This window comes from Gluconobacter oxydans DSM 3504 (assembly GCF_000583855.1).
Classification (GTDB): domain Bacteria; phylum Pseudomonadota; class Alphaproteobacteria; order Acetobacterales; family Acetobacteraceae; genus Gluconobacter; species Gluconobacter oxydans.
On sequence record NZ_CP004373.1, the window covers coordinates 888,785 to 906,080 of the forward strand.

Sequence of the window (17,296 nt, forward strand, 5' to 3'; positions counted from 1 at the left end):
AAGATTTTCACGACCTGAATCCAAGCTTCGGGTCGCATTCCGATGTTCAGGAGTAGTCCAAATGGTTTCCAGAACCGACCGCCACGTGACGCAGAACAACACGGCGGACAACACCAAGAATGTTTCCATCGAGACGCTGAACGCCCGTCTTTCCGACCTGATCGACCTGGCGCTGATCACCAAGCAGGCCCACTGGAACCTCAAGGGACCGCAGTTCATCGGCGTTCATGAAATGCTCGACGGCTTCCGCTCCAGCATTGATGGCTTCTCCGACACAGTCGCCGAACGCGCTGTCCAGCTTGGCGGGACGGCACTGGGGACCGTGCAGGATGTGGCCAAGAACAGCGCCTGCAAGCCTTATCCGAACAACATCTATCGCGTAGCCGACCATCTGGCGGCGCTGATCGACCGTTATGCGACGGTTGCCAACAACATGCGTGAATCCATCAAGGTGACGGACGAAGCTGGCGACGACGATACGGCCGACGTTTTCACGGAAGTGTCCCGTGGCCTCGACAAGCATCTCTGGTTCCTTGAGGCTCATGTTCAGGAACCGACGGGCCAGATGCGCGATGGCGATCACAAGGGAAGCCGGAGCTGATCACCCCCGGTACCGACTGAGCCTTCCAGCGCCCTGCAGGTCTCCTGTGGGGCGTTTTTCTGTTCAGAGACAGCGCTCCAGATGCTCGCGGGCAAACACCAGTTCCGGGGCCTCGCGCGTCCAGCGTTCCACCACCTCCGGCTGCGGCTGAATATCGGTCTGTGGCGGCTGCTGTTGTGCCACGGCCGGCTCCGAGGCCGCCTGAGGTGCGGGCCCATCTGGAAGTAGCGGTGAGATCAGGGCAGCCAGATGTTCGAAATCACGCGTCTGCAACGGCCCCGGCGCGACGCCCGGTTTCTGCTGGACGATCCAGTCCTTCGTCAGCTCCCTCAGATTGCCCCATTCCCGCTCCCCCTCCGGTGAGGGCGGGCTCGACATCCCTGCCTGTGTCGCCACTGCAAGAGCATGAAGATCCGGTTCCGTAAGCAGGGACGGATGGGATGACACGTCTTTTCTGCACACCCAGCGGCCCAGAGCGCTTTTCAAAACCGATACGACGTCATTCACCATTGTAACTTCTCCCTGCCCTCATTTTGCCCGATTCCCTACCCGGACGTCAGTCGGTCGGACCTTCGAAATACAGAAAAATCGTGAAAAAGACGGGAAATATCTAAAATCACACCAAGACCATTGATAAATACAATCGCGTTACATTATGATTAACGAAAGATACCCGCAGACATTATAGTATAAATGGTTAATAAATGCTTAATTCAGAAGCCATTAGCTCACCAGATTCGACGTATGTCAATATACTGCATTCCTGCCATGACCATCAGGCGGTTGCCTATTACGAGAAGCATGGCGCGTCGACAGTCGAGCACGCCTTTGCCATCGCCAATATTCTTCATATTCACAGCAAGGTTCTCGAAGCTTCCTATTTCTACAGGGTGGCTTTCGATCTGCATGGCAAGACGCAGACGGAATTTCCACTGCCCCAGTCTCTTCTTCAGGTCAGACTGCTGTGTCTCCTGAAATCTTCCAATGTGCCGCCACCGGAGGAACTTGAGGAGCTGGCGACATATTCACCTGCGCTCGCCAATTACATTCGGGGCATCCAGATCGCATGGCAGGATGGGAAAGTCGGACAGGGCCTTGATCTCATCGGAAATGCTTTTGAAATATTTCATTCCGGAGAAGAAATAGACAGACTTTATCTGGAACTGGCCCTGCGCTACCCACCTGTCGGCCTCAGGAGCGGGGAAGATATCGCCAGTCCGAACCCGATCCCTCCCCACCTTTACATGTACTGGGATCGTGACCCACCGGAAGAAATCAGGGACAACATCCGGTATCATCAGGAACTGCTTGGCACCCGGTTTACGATCTTCGATCGCGAGTCCGCCTCAAAATGGCTTTATGATCATTACGGAAAAGAAATTTCCGAGATCTTTCGGAAGGTCCGTCATCCTGCCGAAGGTGCCGATCTGCTCCGCCTGTATGTCATCATGGCCAATGGCGGATGGTGGCTGGATGCCGATCTGCGGATCCGTTCCCTGGAGGCCTGGAAGAAGCTCACCACCGGAAGCATCAAGGAATGTCATCTTTTCACGACACATAATTACGTCCTGCATAACGACTTTTTCGGCGCAGCCCCAAGCAATGCGATCGTTTCCAACGCTGCCATGATGGCGCTGGTCAACACATTTGAACATTGCGGTCTGTATATTGCCTTCAAGACCGGCCCCGGCGTCCTCAACAGAGCTGTCAGCCGTGCGATCTACAATGCGCTGCAGAGTCACAGACCACTCTGTGACCTTCAGATTGACGACCAGCACCGGTTTCATGAGACAGTCGAGGAATATGAGGTTTCTTACAAACACCTCGGCTCAAGCTGGCATAGCGCCTGAGGCGACAGGAGGGGCTGAATCCTCTTGTTGCCCCTCTCTTAGGACCGGTGCGTTTTCGTAATCCGGTCGACCAGATCGTCGTAACGCTGCAGATAGTCGTTCAGACAGAGTTCAGCCTCGGCGTAACGCCGGGCTTCCTGCCCCAGACGACGGGCCGTCCTGCGATCATCCAGAAGCCCAAGCGTGGCTTCGGCAATCTTTTCGGGCTCCAGAAACGGCACCAGCCGGCCCGTAACGTCATCCGTAATGAACTCCCGCACCGGTGCCGTGTCACTTCCGATGATCGGGCAGCCTGTGGCCATGGCTTCGCGCAGGGACCAGGAGGCGACGAACGGATAGGTCAGATACAGATGGGCATCCGAACGACGCAGAAGAGCGCGGAAATCGTCATATTCGACCTTGCCGACAAAATGCACGCGATCGAGATCCAACCTGTCTCCCAGTTCGCGGAGCATAACCTCGCGCCAGCTTCCGCCATCCGGCGGTAGCGTGCCATAGCTGACCCTGTCTCCGCCGACGAGAATGACATGCGCGTCCTTGCGTTCGGAAAGAATACGGGGGAGCGCGCGCATGACGACGTGGAAGCCGCGATAGGGTTCTAGGTCACGGGCCACATAGGTGACGAGCGGGGTTTTGGGCGTGATCCGGACGTCCTTGATGACAAGGTTGCGCCGTCTGGCCTGCGGTTCGGGGGAGCAGAGTTCCAGATTGACGCCTTCGCGCAACAGGGAAATCTTTTCCTGCGCCCAGACAGGATAGGTTCCGAGCTGGAACTGCGTGGGGCACTGACCATATCCGTTCGCCAGGCAGAGCGCCTGCAGATTGATCGCGTTCTTGACCCGCACAGACGCGGCGAGCTCCGGTGAGGGCGGAAATTCCGGGTCGAACCCCACGTCGTTCTGGTCGGCGTGATAGAAAAACTCGAAATATCCGAGAATTGGGCAGTCCGGAAAGACATCGACCAGATTGAGCAGTTCACCCCAGCCGTGATGGCCGATGATGATATCGGGCTCATACCCCAGCCCCTTGAGCGTTCGAGCGGCCGTTGCGACGGCTTCGGCACGGAGCAGGCCGTATTCGAATTCCCTCAGGCTGCGATGGGTTTCCATCGAAGGCAGGCGCGGCACGCGGTAAATGGCGCGGCGGACACCGGGAATATGATTGCTGTTCGCTTCGGAGATGAAGACGATCTCATGACCCTGCGCCAGAAGATGGCGGACAAAATGCAGGAACTGTCCTGGAAAATTCTGATGGACGAATAGATAACGCACGTCTTCTCCGGAGCGACAGGACGCCTCTGCGGTTTCCTGTTCGCGCACGGAGAGGACAGCAGATGACAGCGGTTTTCAAAGACGACCGGAGAGGGAAAGTTCCCTTGCCGGTCACTTGGTCGGGCATCAGCGACGGATCAGGATGCCGGGGTGGACTTGCGCTTTCTGGGGGATGCCGTCTTGGCGGGTGCTGCGGCGGCTTTCGGAGCGCGGGGCTTCGCCGCGGCCTTGGCGCGGGTCGCTTTGGGAGCGGCCTTGGGCGCTGCGGTTTCCTCACCCTCGGGCAGGATTTCCAGCAGAAAGGCTTCCAGCGGCGCCAGGCTTTCGGCTTCCAGCGCTTCGGAACCGTCCACGGGCCCAAGACGCGTGCCGTCCGTGAACGTCGCCGTCAGGCGGATCCGGTGCGTCTCGGCGGACTTGCCCTTCAGGCGGACGCGCAGGCCCAGAATCGGGAGCGCCATGCCCCGTGAACCGCAGTACTGGCCACCTTCAGCCCAGGGAGACAGCCAGCCCTTGCCGAGAACAGCCTGATATTCGATGTCCGACGCCGGGATGCCCTCTTCGGGAGCGACACTGAAACCTTCGATCCAGCTCTGGCTGCCGGGGACACCCATCCAGTGTCCGATGCCGCTCGTGACATCGCCACGGCGCTGGATATGGGCGGAAATGTCCTTCGAGATCTTTTCCGCAACGGTCTCCGCCACTTCAGCGGCAGCCGATGCGGCCACAGGGGCCGGAGCCGCGGCCGGCTGGGGCACAGGCTGTGTGGGAGCCGAGGTCACGGGACCGGCAAGCTGTGCCACCTGCAGACGCGGTGCGGCATGCGTGCTGCCCGGTTCCTGATAGGTGGTCACGAGAACAGCAGCCGGGCCGCGCATCACACGGACCAGCGCAGCGCCGTTCGAACCACCGATCCAGCCATCTTCCTCGAAGGTGCTGACGGTCACGATCCCCGGCGGCGTCCCCGGAGCACGCGAAATCCGGACTCCCGGCAGTCCGGCCGGACCTGCGGGCGCCTGGCCGGCAGCATGGAAGATGCAGAAAATACCTGCATCCAGAACCATCATGTGTGCACCGGCTTTGAGGTCGATGACCCGGTTCTGTCGTGGTGCTTCGGCGGCGTTAGACATTCCCTACTCCCAATTGCGTCCGTTCTTGCGGGCAATAATACTGGCATGTTTCATAAACTGTCACGAGTGGTCATGACAGTTACAAGCAGCAGCCCGACGATGCGTTGCACCAGTTTTCATAAATACCGGCTTCTCTTTCGGCATTATAGTGGCCTGTTTCGATAAAAAAGGTAAATCACCCGTCATCATACTGCCCCCCATCGCCCCAACAGAATCATGGCAAGCTGGTAGGGTGCGACACCAAGTGGTACTGCAAGACCGGTTGCGCTTCTTCTGACCCGTTCGCCCTGCGCGCCCAGGTCAAAGCAGACCGCTTCCAGCCCGCTGCGCCAGACCTGCCCCAGGGCGTAGCACCATGTTTCGGGCGCGATGGAGGGAATCAGTCCCACATCCGGCTGCTGCTGGCGGATCAGGGCCTGGACCTCGTCTTCGCGATATTCCCCCGTTACCCGGACACCCCGCGAGATCAGGGCCTCGTCGTCATGCGTATGGCCCACCAGGGACAGCACGATGGGCAGGCGATGGGTCTGGATCTCGGTCGCCAGCGCCAGCAGGACGTCATAGCCTTTCCACTGGCTGATTCCCCCCACGACACAGACCCTGAGCGGCTGCCCCCGGGTCGCGTGACGATGGGGCATGATGTCTTTGTGAAGCGCCGCGTCATCTTCCAGCGGCAGGGCCTCGATAGTCAGACCGGGAAAATGCCGGCAGATGCGCCGGACCGTATCATCGGAAGGCGCCATGAGCCTGCGCGCGCCGGATAGCTCCCGGGTGGAGCGGGCCAGAAGATCGGCAATGGAGAGGTCTTCGCCGAGATAGCTTCCCCATCGTGCCACACAAAGTTCACATCCCGCCGGGTCCGGTTCGCCGCAGTAACGCCCTGCCCCGTCACAGAGCGAGATTCGCGGGCAGAACCAGACATGATCATGGATGAAGACGTCATACGGAACGCCGAGCGCCTCATGCAGGGTCCGGACGCATGGCGCGTGACCGATCAGATGGTGCCACTCCACTGCCCGGACACGCAGGGCAGCGAGCAGGTCCAGCAGGGACGGCAGTTCATCCGGGAGACGGTATTTCAGGTTGGGAAAGCGTTTTCCATCAAGGGCGTATTCGAGCAGACAGCCGTTTTCATGCGGACGAAGCGCGAGGGCCAGAACACCATCCGCCTCGAAAGCCTCCGACCGCTCACGCACGACCCGCCCGACGCCGCCGCCCGCATCATGCTGGACCATGAGAATGGCAGGCCGGCCCGCGCCCTGCTGGAGCAGCCGTGCGACATCCAATCTACGCCGCGTTTCGTGCAGGGGATCGGCGGCAATGAAACGCCCCACGAGGGCATGATAGCCGGGGTGCAGGGCATTGAGGATGTCCAGATTCCGCGCCCCGAGCGCGTTTCGGGCGGTTCCGAATGATGCAGATCCGACATGGGCGACGTAAAGCTCCGGCGCGGCCAGATGCCGGAAGCCCCGGGCCGTCGCACGGAGGCAGAAATCATTTTCCTCGCCATAACCCTGGGCGAACAGGTCTTCGCGGAACAGACCCGTTTCGGCCAGACAGTCCGCGGAAATCGCCATGCAGAACCCGTGAGCAGTGGGCAGATCGATTTCTGTGGAGACGGCTCCATTCTTCTGGCACAGCCGGTCCATCCCGCGCATTTCCGCAAGGGACGGAACCGGGTTGGGACGGTCCGTGGACGGGTAGGACAGGATGGTCGCATCGTTGGAAAGCGGCGTGACCGTGCCAACATCCGATCCAGCAAGCCTTGCCCGCAACCGCTCGACCCAGCCTGCGGGAACAAGCGTGTCGCTGTTGAGCAGCAGGACATCCCGCCCTGCCGCCGCGCGCATTCCGTCATTGGCGGAGATCGGAAAGCCCCGGTTCCGGTCGTGACGGATGAGGATAATCCGTCCGTCCTCCGCCAGTTGATCAAGTGCCTGTGCGAGAGATGGCTCCGGGGTCGCATCATCTACGACAATCACCGGCACATCTGCCGGGCAGGTCGCCAGAACGGTCCGCAGGCAGGCCATGGTCCGGACCCGATCAGCATAGACCGGGATCACGACCGCACAGCCTGGGCTCCGGCGCGGAAGATGCGGACGCATCCTGCCCGGCTGGATCTTCACAGGACGTAAGCGTGCCGGCAGACCCCGTGTCTGTCCCGAAACCAGTTTCCCCACCAGAGGATCAACGGGAGCACCCGTCAGAAGACGGCCGTTTTCGTTCCACAGATCGAGGGGCCCCTCATCGCGTTCGGGGCACTCTCTGGCCGGAACATGAAACACCCGGTAGCGCGCCAGGGGGACGTCGCTGTCCACATCCTGCGCGAAAGCCTCAGCCCAGAGGGTGGATCCGTTCCAGAGTGTGATCACCGGGACATGCTCGGGTTCGGCCGGTGTCCAGATCCAGCCCCTCAGGCCATCCGCCGTTGCTTCCACAAAGGACTCGCACCGGGTCAGGGCGGCGATATCCAGCGGGCTGCCGAGAACATGCCGACGCCCGACGCGGACCGCCAGATGCCGTGCTGAACGCCAGCCTTCCGGAAGGTCATATCGACCGCCCGTGGCGCCCTGTACGATTTCCCGCCCATCAAGAAACAGACGGACCGGGCGGGACGTCCCGATATGGACAATGCCCGCATTGGACGCCGTCATCCATCCTGGCAGCCCTGCGGAAACTGCGATCTGTTCCGCCAGAGGATAGGTTTCCGGGGTCGCATGAAAGGCGGACAGGGCCGCCTGCATCCGGATTGTGGCCTCTTCCATGCGCTGCAACCGCGCCAGACAGACGACTTCCAGAAACGCGGCTTCCCGCAGCCCGAAATCCTGGCGTAGCTCTTCCATGCGGACCAGACAGTCCATGAGTCTGCCCGCGGAAAGACAGGCCAGCCCGACGGACCATTTCAGATTGGGGTTATGCCGCGACATCCGTTCGGCACGCTCCAGCCAGAACAGGCCAAGCGATGTGTTGCCGGCCTGAAGGGCGGCCTGCCCCCGGGCAAAGGCTTCCTGCGCTCTGCGGCTCATGGCCTCACGCCACAGGGCGCGGTCCTCGTCGCTGACAGTCCGTCCGAACCCGGCAAACGCTGCGCCGGGGGTCTTCGGACCGGGGGGAGGACGATCAGCAGACACGGAGATCAGTCATCGTCGTCCGGCTGCGCTTCGTCCAGAAGGGCGAGTTCCGCTTCAGCGTCCCTGATATTCTGCGCTTTTGCCCGCTCCAGCCAGATACGGCCTTCCACCGGGTCCGTCACGCCGGCCAGTCCGCGCACGAGATAACGGCCGAGCATCATCTGGGCGAGGCCGTTTCCACGCTGGGCGGCCTTGCGGAACCACAGTTGCGCCTGCGGGCGGTTCTCGGGGACGTCATGACCGCCGCCATACATCGCGGCCAGCGAGAACATGGCGTCCACGTTGCCGCTCTCGGCGGCCTTCCGGTACAGCGTCAGGGCTTTTTCATGATCCTGACGGCCGTTGATGCTCCCGTCCACGAGCAGCCCCGCCACAGTGACCTGTGCCTCGGCCATGCCCGCATCGGCGGCCTTTTCCATCCAGTAGAGCGCCTGCGTGGGATCGGGCTGCACGCCCCGTCCTTCCAGCAGCATCCTGCCGTACCAGTACTGCGCGTTGACGACACCATCGGCGGCTTTCTGCATCCAGCGGGCCGCTTCACGTCCGTCCTTCGTGCCCGTCACGCCTTCCGCAAAGCACACACCCAGATTATAGGCCCCGACCAGATCCCCCTTTTCGGCGGCTTTTTCGAAACGGGCATGCAGGGCCTGTTTTTCATCAGGGGTTGCGGATGCCCCGGCGAGAATCAGGTTCCCGAAATCCGCATCCGCATGGGCATCCCCCGCTTCCGACGCGACCTTGAACCAGTGCGCCGCGACATCGGGGTCCTGATGGACACCATTTCCTGTCAGATAGAGCAGCCCGAGGGCCCGTGCGGCGCCGGCATGTTTCTGCTCGGCAGCCAGACGGTACCATTTGGCGGCTTCCACAAGATTGGGAGGCAGATCGCCACCATTGGCACACAGATCACCAAGCAGGGCGGCGGACTGCGTATCGCCATTCGCCGCAGCGCGCTTCAGCCAGGTTTCAGCCCTGCCGTAATGCCGGGGCGTGCCCGTTCCTTCCAGCAGCATCAGCCCGTAGCGCGCCTGGGCCGTTACGATGTTGCGTTCCGCCGCCTGATGGAAATAACTGGCGGCCTTTCCGAGATCCCGGGGCACACCCGAGCCTGACTCGTACATCCTGCCCAGAATATCGAAAGCCGTGCCGAGACCGCCTTTCGTCGCTGCGGTCAGATGCCGGGCGGCGGAAGACAGGTCCTCGTCCGTGTGGGCCTCATGGAGAATGGCAAGCGCCACGCCAAGATGGCCCTGCGAACACCCTGCGGCCGCGGAACGGTCGTACCAGGACCGGGCCTGCGTCAGATCGCGCAGGTCTTCCGGTCCATTGGTCAGGATATATCCCAGAAGGGCCTGTGCATCCGGGGAACCGGCATCCGCAGCGATTTTGGCCCAGCGCAGACCAAGGTGGAAATCCGGATGTCTTGGGCCTGCCTGCGGCACATGCGACAGATCCAGTCCCTCGCTGGCCGTGCGGATTTCAAATCCTTCAGGCAGACCGACCGTATAAAGCGTGGCCAGCACGAAGGCCGCTTCAATATGCCCTGCCTCGGCGGCCTGATAGATCCACCGTGCGCCATCTTCGAGACTGGGCGGAACCCCAAGCCCGTCCAGATAGGCGCGTCCGACCCGGAACGCGGCCTCCGCGTCTCCTGTGGCGGCGAGGCGGCTGAGAAGCGCGAACCCCTGAACAGCCTGACCGGTTTCCGTGAGATGGATCGCATATTCCAGCTTTCCCCGGGAGGAAAGAAGAGCGGAAAGGCGACGTTTGAGCGACATGAGCGACACAGGTCCTGAATAACTGTCATACAAGAACGCCCGGTCTGCGCCGGGCGTTCCTTTGAGCGCTTCTAGGGACGCTCCGTGCTTTTATTATGGCTCTCTCATACCATTGGTAAGTGCTGGTGTAATCTTGTTGAACAGATACTGCAGCACGGTTCGTTTTCCGACATCGATATCAGCCGTCAGGGACATACCCGGCATCGGATGGAAGAAGGAGGGCTGGCCATGCAGGGTATAACGGTCGATCCGCAGACGGACACGATAGACCCCCGAAGCGGTGGCATCGTCCGACGGCGCATTTCCGTTACCGCCAGCACCGGCGTTCTGCGAGGACGGCGTAAAAGCATCCGCACTGATGACGCGAACCGTCGCTTCCGCGCCGCCGTACTGATCGTACGGGAAAGTCACGAATTTCAGCAGCGCATGATCGCCGACCTGAACGAAGCCCACATCCTGCGAGCGTAGGACAGCTTCCATTTCAAGTCCGTAGCCGGTGGGCACGAGAGTGATGAACTGACCGGCAGATTGCAGGACCGAGCCGACAGAGCCCTGCGCAATGGTCAGGACAATTCCATCTTCCGGAGCGCGCAGCAGAACGAGATCCTGACGAAGATGCGCCTTTTCATAGGAACTGCGGTATTCGGCCAGATGATGCCCGGCTTCGGTCAGGTCCGAATAGATCTTGGCCTGCCAGTTCCCGATATATCCGTCCCGTTCGGCCTTCATGGCGGCCAGCTTCTTTTCCGCGGAGTTGGCGCTCTGCTGGGCAGCGATCTCCGCACGCTCGGCTTCCATCAGTTCGGTCTGGGCACCCAGGGTCGAAAGACGGGATCCGACCTGATCGGCCTGTTCCCGCTGTCGCATCTGCAGGACCTCGGAGGCAACGCGCATCTTGCTGCCATACATGGCCGCATTGGCCCTGTAGCCCTGGATATCGCTTTCAAGACCAGCGATCTGCTGAGCATAGTTCTCGACATGCGCCTGGTATTCGGTTTTGCGGCGCATGAAGGCAGCGCCCTGCTCGACCGACGCAGGGTCATTCAGATTGACATGATAGTCCTGCCCAGCGGCCTCCGCCTTCAGACGGTCGTATTCCGCCTGATAGGCATCGCGCTGCAGACGCATGTTGGTGATGTCTGCCTCGGTAATGGTCGGATCCAGATGGGCGAGCACATCGCCCTTTTTCACGAAATCGCCAACATGGACATCAATGGAACGGATGATGGAGGTTTCAAGCGGCTGCACGACAATGGTCGGCTGCGTCGAGATCAGCCGGCCCGGCGTCGAGACGACGCGATTGATCGGAAACAGGGCCATGGCAGCGATACTGGCCACGACCAAGCCGCCAATCAGCAGGACGATATAGCGCGCAGAGGGTGTCGCCGGAAGATTGACCAGTCCAGCCGTCGGCGAATGGAACTCAAGGAGTGCCAGCGGCATGTCGTTGGGCGCGAAAGGATCGGTGGCCGTCCGCGGAACATGCTGGTTGAAATCTTCATCAGACTGGCCGGACGACCGGTCATCCTTGGGGATCATGTCGGAAGAGCTCATGATTACTCTCCTTCCGTCAATTGCCCGGCCGAACCGGGAACGTCGTTATCTGTCATGTGCCGGTTCTGCTGCAGCCATAGCATGCGGTAGATTTCACAGCGCTCCAGAAGGACCCGGTGAGGGGCGATATCGACCAGTTTGCCCTGATCCATGACCGCGATCTGGTGACAGTTTACAAGAGACGACAGACGGTGGGAAACGATCACCATCGTCCGGCCCTTGCCGATCCGTTGCAGATTGGCGTTCACGAGCGCTTCGGACTCCGGATCCAGCGCCGATGTAGCCTCATCCAGAATCATCAGCTTCGGATCACTGATAACCGCACGGGCGATGGCAAGCCGCTGCCGCTGACCACCCGAGATGTTGGTCGAGCCTTCTTCGATCCAGGTGTCATAACCCGCTGGCATGCGTTCGATGAACTCTTCCGCACCGGCAAGACGCGCGGCGCGGATCGCATCATCAATCGTCAGTCCCGGACGGCCCGCCGTGATGTTGTCGCGGATCGTTCCGCGGAACAGGAAGTTGTCCTGAAGCACCACGCCAAAGGAGCGGCGCAGATGGGTCAGGTTGATTTCACGCAGATCCACACCATCGAGACGGAGATAGCCGGTATAGTTCCGGCTCACACCCTGCAGAAGGCGCGTGATCGTCGATTTACCGGACCCCGACCGTCCCACGAGACCCAGCATCGTGCCGGCCGGGATATCGAACGTGACGTCGTTGAGGGCCTTGTTCGTCGAGCCGGGATAGGAGAAGTCGACATGGTTGAACGACAGCGCGCCCTTGATGACAGGACGCATTCCGGTTGTCAGGGCCTTGGTTTCTGTCGGCTGATTGAGGACTGCGCCTGCCTCGCCAAGAGAAACACTGACCTCGTTGAAGGCTTCCATCAGCTTGGCGAGATTGACAAGCGGACTGGCGACACGTCCACCCAGCATCATAAAGCCCATGAGAGCACCGGACTGCATGGAGCTGGCATTCGTCAGGATCAGATAGGCACCCACCAGGATAATGCCCCGGTTGATGAAGATCTCGAACGGCATGACCAGGGTCTGTGGCCAGCTGACCATGCGGCCAGCTGCGAGTTTCCAGCGCACCACATCTGCCGTACGCTCATCCCACAGCTCGCGTCGTGTCGATTCCAGAGCCAAGGTCTTGACCGTCCGGATACCGGCAACCGTCTCGTAGAGAATGGAGCCACGCTTCATTTCCGCCAGAACCTGCCGGCTGATGGTGCGTGTCACGGGCGGCAGGAAGACCACCACGATGAGACCGATGCAGCCCGCGGCAGCCAGTGTCATCCATGCAAGGGTGGCGCTCATCACGAAGAGGATGGGCAGGATCACGATGAGGGTGAAGAGGTCCAGCAGGGTGCTCATCAGTTGCCCGGTCAGGAAGTCCCGGACTTTGAAGACGGCCATGAACCGACCCAGGATTTCGCCCGTCTGTTCGCGCTCATAGAACTCGAGCGGAAGGGCGAGAAGCCTGTTGAAGGCATGCAGCGAGATACGGGCGTCCAGTCGGGTGGACAGGATGAGGGACAGCTCGCGCCGGGCGTAGGTCAGCAGGATTTCGTAAAACGAAAGAATGATGACAAAGCCGGTCAGGGAGATCAGCGTCGCCATTGAGTGATAGTTCACCACCCGATCGACGACCTGCATGACGATCAGAGCGGGAAAGACCTGCAGAATACTCAAAATCAGCGAGGCAAAGGCGATGTCCCGCATCACCTTCTTTTCGCGAAGCACCATCTTCGCGAACCAGAGCAGATCAAACTTGGCATCCGCCTCGGATTCGTCACGCCGGCGTTTGACCAGCAGCACATCGCCGGTCCAGACCTGCATGAGGCGCAGTTCGTCGACGGGGACCGGGGTATCGCCCTCGCCGCCCATCGGATCACGGAGCCACACCACGCCCTTTTCGGCGTCGGCACGGACCATCAGGCCGGCTGAGCCATCCTTGAACATCAGGACGACAGGCGGGGAATTGCGGATCTTGACGAGATAACGCCACCGCAGGCGCATGCCTTTGGCAACGGCGCCCTGCTCGTTCAGCCAGCGTGCGAGGGTGGCGGGAGACGGCGAATCCTCACCTGGTTCCGCCGCAAAATCGCGGATATCCAGTTCCAGGCCGTGATAGCGGGCTGCGGCCAGGACAGCGTAAAGCCGGATGACGGTCGGACTGACCCTTCCGTCGGGGCCTGACAAGCTCTGGGTATGCTCCACGAAATGTCCTCTATGCTGTTGTCGCGCCAGGGCAGACCAAAGGGCGGCACCACAGGCAGGAACGCCAGTTCATCTTCTTATGAATAGAGAAGACTCTCTTTTCCGTCACCACCCCTGCAGGCAGGAACTGAAAAATACCTGATGCCAGCATAGTCCAGACAGATCAAAAACTCATTAACGCCTTCAAGCATAAACACCCTCGTCACGAGGACGTTTTATTGAAAACACGGGATATGATCAGAGAAAACCATATCCCGTGTCCTGTTATTCCCGGGCGGGCGTTTTTGTCTTTTCCCTTTTCGTCACGGGGTTCGGGCTTTTCAGAAAGTGTTGGCTTTCCTCTCCGCCCCTTCAGGGACCGTTACTTCGTCGTGTACCCTCCGTTGACGAGAATGGTCTGTCCGGTCATCCACCAGCCGTCCGACACCAGGCAGCGAACGATGGGCACGATGTCCTCGATATCGGTCAGACCCGTTTTGCTCAGGGACGACAGGGCGGCGGCCGTCTTGTGATAGGCCACAGCTTCCGGGGTCTCCTGACCATAGAAGAACGGCGTATCCATCGGGCCCGGACCGATCGCGTTGACGGAGATGCCCCGTGCCCCGAATTCCTTCGAAGCAGCACGCGTTACATGCTCGACGGCAGCCTTCGAGCCGGCATAGGTCGAATAGAAGGGCGTATAGGCGCCGAGCAGGGACGTCACGATGGTCACGAGCTTGCCGTTGTCGTTGAGATGCCGCCCGGCTTCCTTGATGAAAAAATAGGCAGCCTTGGCGTTGATGGCGAACATCTCATCATACTCGTCCTCGGACGTCTCCAGGATCGGCTTCTTGAGAACCTTACCTGCCGTATTGATGGCGATATCCGGTTTTCCCAGTGCCGCGACAACGTCGGTAAACAGTTTTTCATTCGCAGCAGCCGTCGTCAGATCGGCCTGGAAGGCCTGTGCCCGCACGCCCTGCATTTTCAGGGCCGTGACCGTGGCCTCGGCATCCAGACGCGTGGCGGCACTGTTATAATGAATGGCGATGGCGGCTGCGCCCTGAGCGGCAAGATCGAGAGCGATCAGCCCGCCCAGATTCTTGGCACCGCCCGTGATGAGAGCGGTTTTTCCCTTGATGCTGTGATCGGCCATGTTGAGGAGTCCCTCGCGCTGTATGGATGATGACAGGAACCATGATTTGTCAGACAATCCGGAAAAAGCATGAAAACCTGACATCATCTGTCAGGATTGACGAACAGAATCCCCCAGCATGCCGGAGACATCATGGACCGCATTGACCTGCTCCGTATTTTCATCCGGGTCGCGGAAAGTGGCAGCTTCACGCATGCGGCCGATACGCTCCAGATGCCCCGCTCCACGGTTTCAACCGCTGTACAGGAACTGGAAAACCGGCTTGGCACCCGTCTTCTGGCCCGTACCACGCGATCGGTCCGACTGACGGATGATGGCCGGATGTTCCAGCAGACTGCCCTTCGGCTGCTTGGAGACTTCGAAGACGCTGAAAACCGGTTCCGGCTCCACAGTTCCCAGACGCGCGGGCATGTGAAGGTCAATCTTCCCAGCCGCATCGGACGGCTGATCGTCGCGCCCGCCCTCCCGGAGTTTCTGGACCGTTATCCGGGGCTGGACATCGAGCTGGGCATGACGGATCGCAGCATCAACCTCGCTGAAGACGGGACAGACTGTGTGCTGCGGGTCGGGCCTTTGCAGGATTCGAGCCTGATCGGCCGGAAACTGGGGCTGCTGCCGGTCTTCAATGTCGCGAGCCCGTCCTATCTGGCGCAGCATGGCACCCCGCAGACTCCCGCCGATCTGTCGGCACATCAGGCCGTGCTCTACGCCTCGCCCACCACGGGCCGTATCGAAGACTGGGAATGGGAGCACGATGGCCGGGAAAACAGCAGACCGGTCCGGGGGCGCGTGACGGTCAACAGCGCGGAAGGAGCCGTGGCCTGCTGCCTGGCGGGGCTGGGGCTGGCGCAGCTTCCCGCCTATGACGTCCTTCCCCACATCCGCAGGGGCGAACTCGTTGATATCCTGCCGCAATGGCGGGCCGCTCCGCTTCCGATGACGCTGTTATACCCGCACCGGACGCATCTCTCCCGCCGACTGGAAGTCTTTACGGAATGGCTGACCGGGCTTCTGGACGCGCACTGTTTTCCCAAAGATGCCGAAAGCTGAACCCGGAAACCGGCTGTCGCCCTTCCCTTTTCCGGCTCTCTGGCCCATCTGAAGACAGACTCCACAAGTCCCGATTGGAATTCTGATGCAGCTCTCCCGCATCTATGCCTCCCTGCCCGAGCGTTTTTCCGCCCCCCTCGCCCCGGCGCCGTTTCGCAATCCGCAGATCGTGGCGCTGAACGAATCTTTGGCGCGGGAACTCGGGATGGACCCGGACTGGCTGCGCAGCCCGGCGGGGGTCGCCTTTCTGAGCCAGGGCCTGCGACCGGACGGCGCTACACCGGTGGCCATGGCTTATGCCGGCCATCAGTTCGGGCATTTCGTCCCGAGCCTCGGGGACGGGCGAGCCATGCTGGTCGGTGAAGTGACGGACCGGTCCGGATGCCTGCGGGACATTCATCTCAAGGGCTCCGGGCCAACGCCGTTTTCACGACGCGGGGACGGACGGGCGGCTCTGGGGCCGGTTCTGCGCGAATATGTGGTCAGTGAAGCCATGCATGCGCTCGGCATTCCCACGACACGCGCCCTCGCTGCCCTGACGACGGGGGAAAGCGTCGCCCGCGAGACGATGCAGCCCGGTGGCGTTATCGTGCGGGTCGCCTCCAGCCATGTGCGGGTCGGGACGTTCCAGTATTTCGCAGCGCAGGGCGATATCGAAGGGGTGCGCATTCTTGCGGACCACGTGATCGGACGCCTGTATCCCGAGCTGGCAGAGGCGGAAAATCCCTATCTGGCGCTTCTGGAAGCCGTGACGGCACGGCAGGCGGATCTGGTGGCGCGCTGGATGCTGGTCGGCTTCATTCATGGCGTCATGAACACGGACAACGTGTCCATCGCAGGCGAAACCATTGATTTCGGTCCCTGCGCGTTTCTGGATGCTTATGACCCGGCGAAGGTCTTCAGCTTCATTGATCAGAACGGACGCTATGCCTACGGGAACCAGCCGGACATGGCGCTGTGGAACCTGGGGCGACTGGCGGAGGCGCTGCTGCCCCTGCTGGACAGCGATCGCGAGAAGGCGATCGAACAGGCCAAAGACGCGCTGATGCGCTTTGATGACGTGTTCAACGACACCTATCTCGGCGGCTGGCGGCGGAAGCTGGGTCTGGCGCGGGAAGAAAACGGTGATGCCCGGCTGACGGGACGTCTGCTGACGGCCATGCATCGGGGCGAAGCGGATTTCACGCTGACATTCCGACGGCTTGGCGACGTGGTTCGGACCGGACAGACGGACAGTCTCGTGGCGCTGTTCGGGCCGGGGTCGGGGATTGAAGACTGGATCGGGGACTGGCAGGCGCGGCTGGGCCGGGAAGAGCGTCCGGCCGAAGGCTGTTACATGGACATGCAGGCGACCAATCCGCGCATCATTCCGCGCAATCACAGGATCGAAGAGATGATCCGGTCAGCGATGGCGGGCGATTACGCGCCGTTCCACCGTCTGGTTGAGGCGCTGTCACATCCGTTTGATGATGCGGCAGACGGATTTGAGGTGCCCCCGGCACCTCATGAGAAGGTCATGAATACATTCTGCGGCACCTGACGCGCCGCAGGGGAAAGGATCAGAACAGCCG

At 60.9% G+C, this 17,296-nt stretch carries 12 protein-coding genes; 4 read left to right on the plus strand and 8 right to left on the minus strand.

The window, feature by feature from the left end; translation table 11 throughout:
- The first annotated feature begins 61 nt into the window (after positions 1–61).
- Positions 62–601 (plus strand): DNA starvation/stationary phase protection protein Dps, encoded by a 540-nt coding sequence (gene dps / locus GLS_RS03975; protein WP_041111318.1) that lies wholly within the window; start codon positions 62–64, stop codon positions 599–601.
- Positions 602–664: 63 nt separating this feature from the next.
- Here dps and GLS_RS12925 read toward each other — a convergent pair whose 3' ends face one another.
- On the minus strand, positions 665–1,111 hold the full coding sequence (locus GLS_RS12925; protein WP_052327456.1) for a hypothetical protein: 447 nt from the start codon (positions 1,109–1,111) through the stop codon (positions 665–667).
- A 194-nt stretch (positions 1,112–1,305) separates the two neighbouring features.
- Here GLS_RS12925 and GLS_RS03985 point away from each other — a divergent pair, with 194 nt between their 5' ends.
- Positions 1,306–2,451: a glycosyltransferase family 32 protein gene (locus GLS_RS03985; RefSeq protein ID WP_041111321.1), complete on the plus strand. Its 1,146-nt coding sequence runs from the start codon at positions 1,306–1,308 to the stop codon at positions 2,449–2,451.
- A 38-nt stretch (positions 2,452–2,489) separates the two neighbouring features.
- On the opposite strand, the gene GLS_RS03990 is transcribed toward GLS_RS03985, so the two are convergent.
- The 7 genes from GLS_RS03990 to GLS_RS04020 form a co-directional block, all read right to left on the minus strand.
- Positions 2,490–3,722 (minus strand): glycosyltransferase family 4 protein, encoded by a 1,233-nt coding sequence (locus tag GLS_RS03990; protein WP_041111322.1) that lies wholly within the window; start codon positions 3,720–3,722, stop codon positions 2,490–2,492.
- Positions 3,723–3,859: 137 nt separating this feature from the next.
- A complete protein-coding gene (locus GLS_RS03995; RefSeq protein ID WP_041111323.1) occupies positions 3,860–4,852 on the minus strand; it encodes a hypothetical protein in 993 nt (330 codons plus the stop codon).
- A gap of 185 nt (positions 4,853–5,037) precedes the next feature.
- Complete coding sequence (locus GLS_RS04000; protein WP_226986634.1) at positions 5,038–7,983, minus strand: glycosyltransferase; 2,946 nt, start codon at positions 7,981–7,983, stop codon at positions 5,038–5,040.
- 5 nt (positions 7,984–7,988) lie between these two features.
- Positions 7,989–9,761, minus strand: a complete 1,773-nt coding sequence (locus tag GLS_RS04005; protein WP_041111325.1) for a tetratricopeptide repeat protein — start codon at positions 9,759–9,761, stop codon at positions 7,989–7,991.
- A gap of 93 nt (positions 9,762–9,854) precedes the next feature.
- Positions 9,855–11,315 carry an HlyD family type I secretion periplasmic adaptor subunit gene (locus GLS_RS04010; protein WP_041111326.1) on the minus strand — a complete coding sequence of 487 codons (1,461 nt, stop codon included), beginning with the start codon at positions 11,313–11,315 and terminating at the stop codon, positions 9,855–9,857.
- 2 nt (positions 11,316–11,317) lie between these two features.
- A complete protein-coding gene (locus tag GLS_RS04015; protein WP_405002424.1) occupies positions 11,318–13,522 on the minus strand; it encodes a peptidase domain-containing ABC transporter in 2,205 nt (734 codons plus the stop codon).
- Between the two features lie 379 nt (positions 13,523–13,901).
- On the minus strand, positions 13,902–14,675 hold the full coding sequence (locus GLS_RS04020) for an SDR family oxidoreductase (protein ID WP_041111327.1): 774 nt from the start codon (positions 14,673–14,675) through the stop codon (positions 13,902–13,904).
- Positions 14,676–14,807: 132 nt separating this feature from the next.
- Here GLS_RS04020 and GLS_RS04025 point away from each other — a divergent pair, with 132 nt between their 5' ends.
- Both GLS_RS04025 and GLS_RS04030 read left to right on the plus strand, forming a co-directional pair.
- Positions 14,808–15,725 (plus strand): LysR family transcriptional regulator, encoded by a 918-nt coding sequence (locus tag GLS_RS04025; RefSeq protein ID WP_041112641.1) that lies wholly within the window; start codon positions 14,808–14,810, stop codon positions 15,723–15,725.
- 85 nt (positions 15,726–15,810) lie between these two features.
- Positions 15,811–17,265: a protein adenylyltransferase SelO gene (locus GLS_RS04030; RefSeq protein ID WP_041111328.1), complete on the plus strand. Its 1,455-nt coding sequence runs from the start codon at positions 15,811–15,813 to the stop codon at positions 17,263–17,265.
- Positions 17,266–17,296: the final 31 nt, after the last annotated feature.

Bases quoted from the DNA above. Each gene is read 5' to 3' on its own strand.
- GLS_RS04020 (WP_041111327.1), bottom strand. From the start codon at position 14,675: ATGGCCGATCACAGCATCAAGGGAAAAACCGCTCTCATCACGGGCGGT.
- GLS_RS03985 (WP_041111321.1), top strand. From the start codon at position 1,306: ATGCTTAATTCAGAAGCCATTAGCTCACCAGATTCGACGTATGTCAAT.
- GLS_RS03995 (WP_041111323.1), bottom strand. From the start codon at position 4,852: ATGTCTAACGCCGCCGAAGCACCACGACAGAACCGGGTCATCGACCTC.
- dps (WP_041111318.1), top strand. From the start codon at position 62: ATGGTTTCCAGAACCGACCGCCACGTGACGCAGAACAACACGGCGGAC.
- GLS_RS04005 (WP_041111325.1), bottom strand. From the start codon at position 9,761: ATGTCGCTCAAACGTCGCCTTTCCGCTCTTCTTTCCTCCCGGGGAAAG.
- GLS_RS04030 (WP_041111328.1), top strand. From the start codon at position 15,811: ATGCAGCTCTCCCGCATCTATGCCTCCCTGCCCGAGCGTTTTTCCGCC.
- GLS_RS12925 (WP_052327456.1), bottom strand. From the start codon at position 1,111: ATGGTGAATGACGTCGTATCGGTTTTGAAAAGCGCTCTGGGCCGCTGG.
- GLS_RS04025 (WP_041112641.1), top strand. From the start codon at position 14,808: ATGGACCGCATTGACCTGCTCCGTATTTTCATCCGGGTCGCGGAAAGT.
- GLS_RS04010 (WP_041111326.1), bottom strand. From the start codon at position 11,315: ATGAGCTCTTCCGACATGATCCCCAAGGATGACCGGTCGTCCGGCCAG.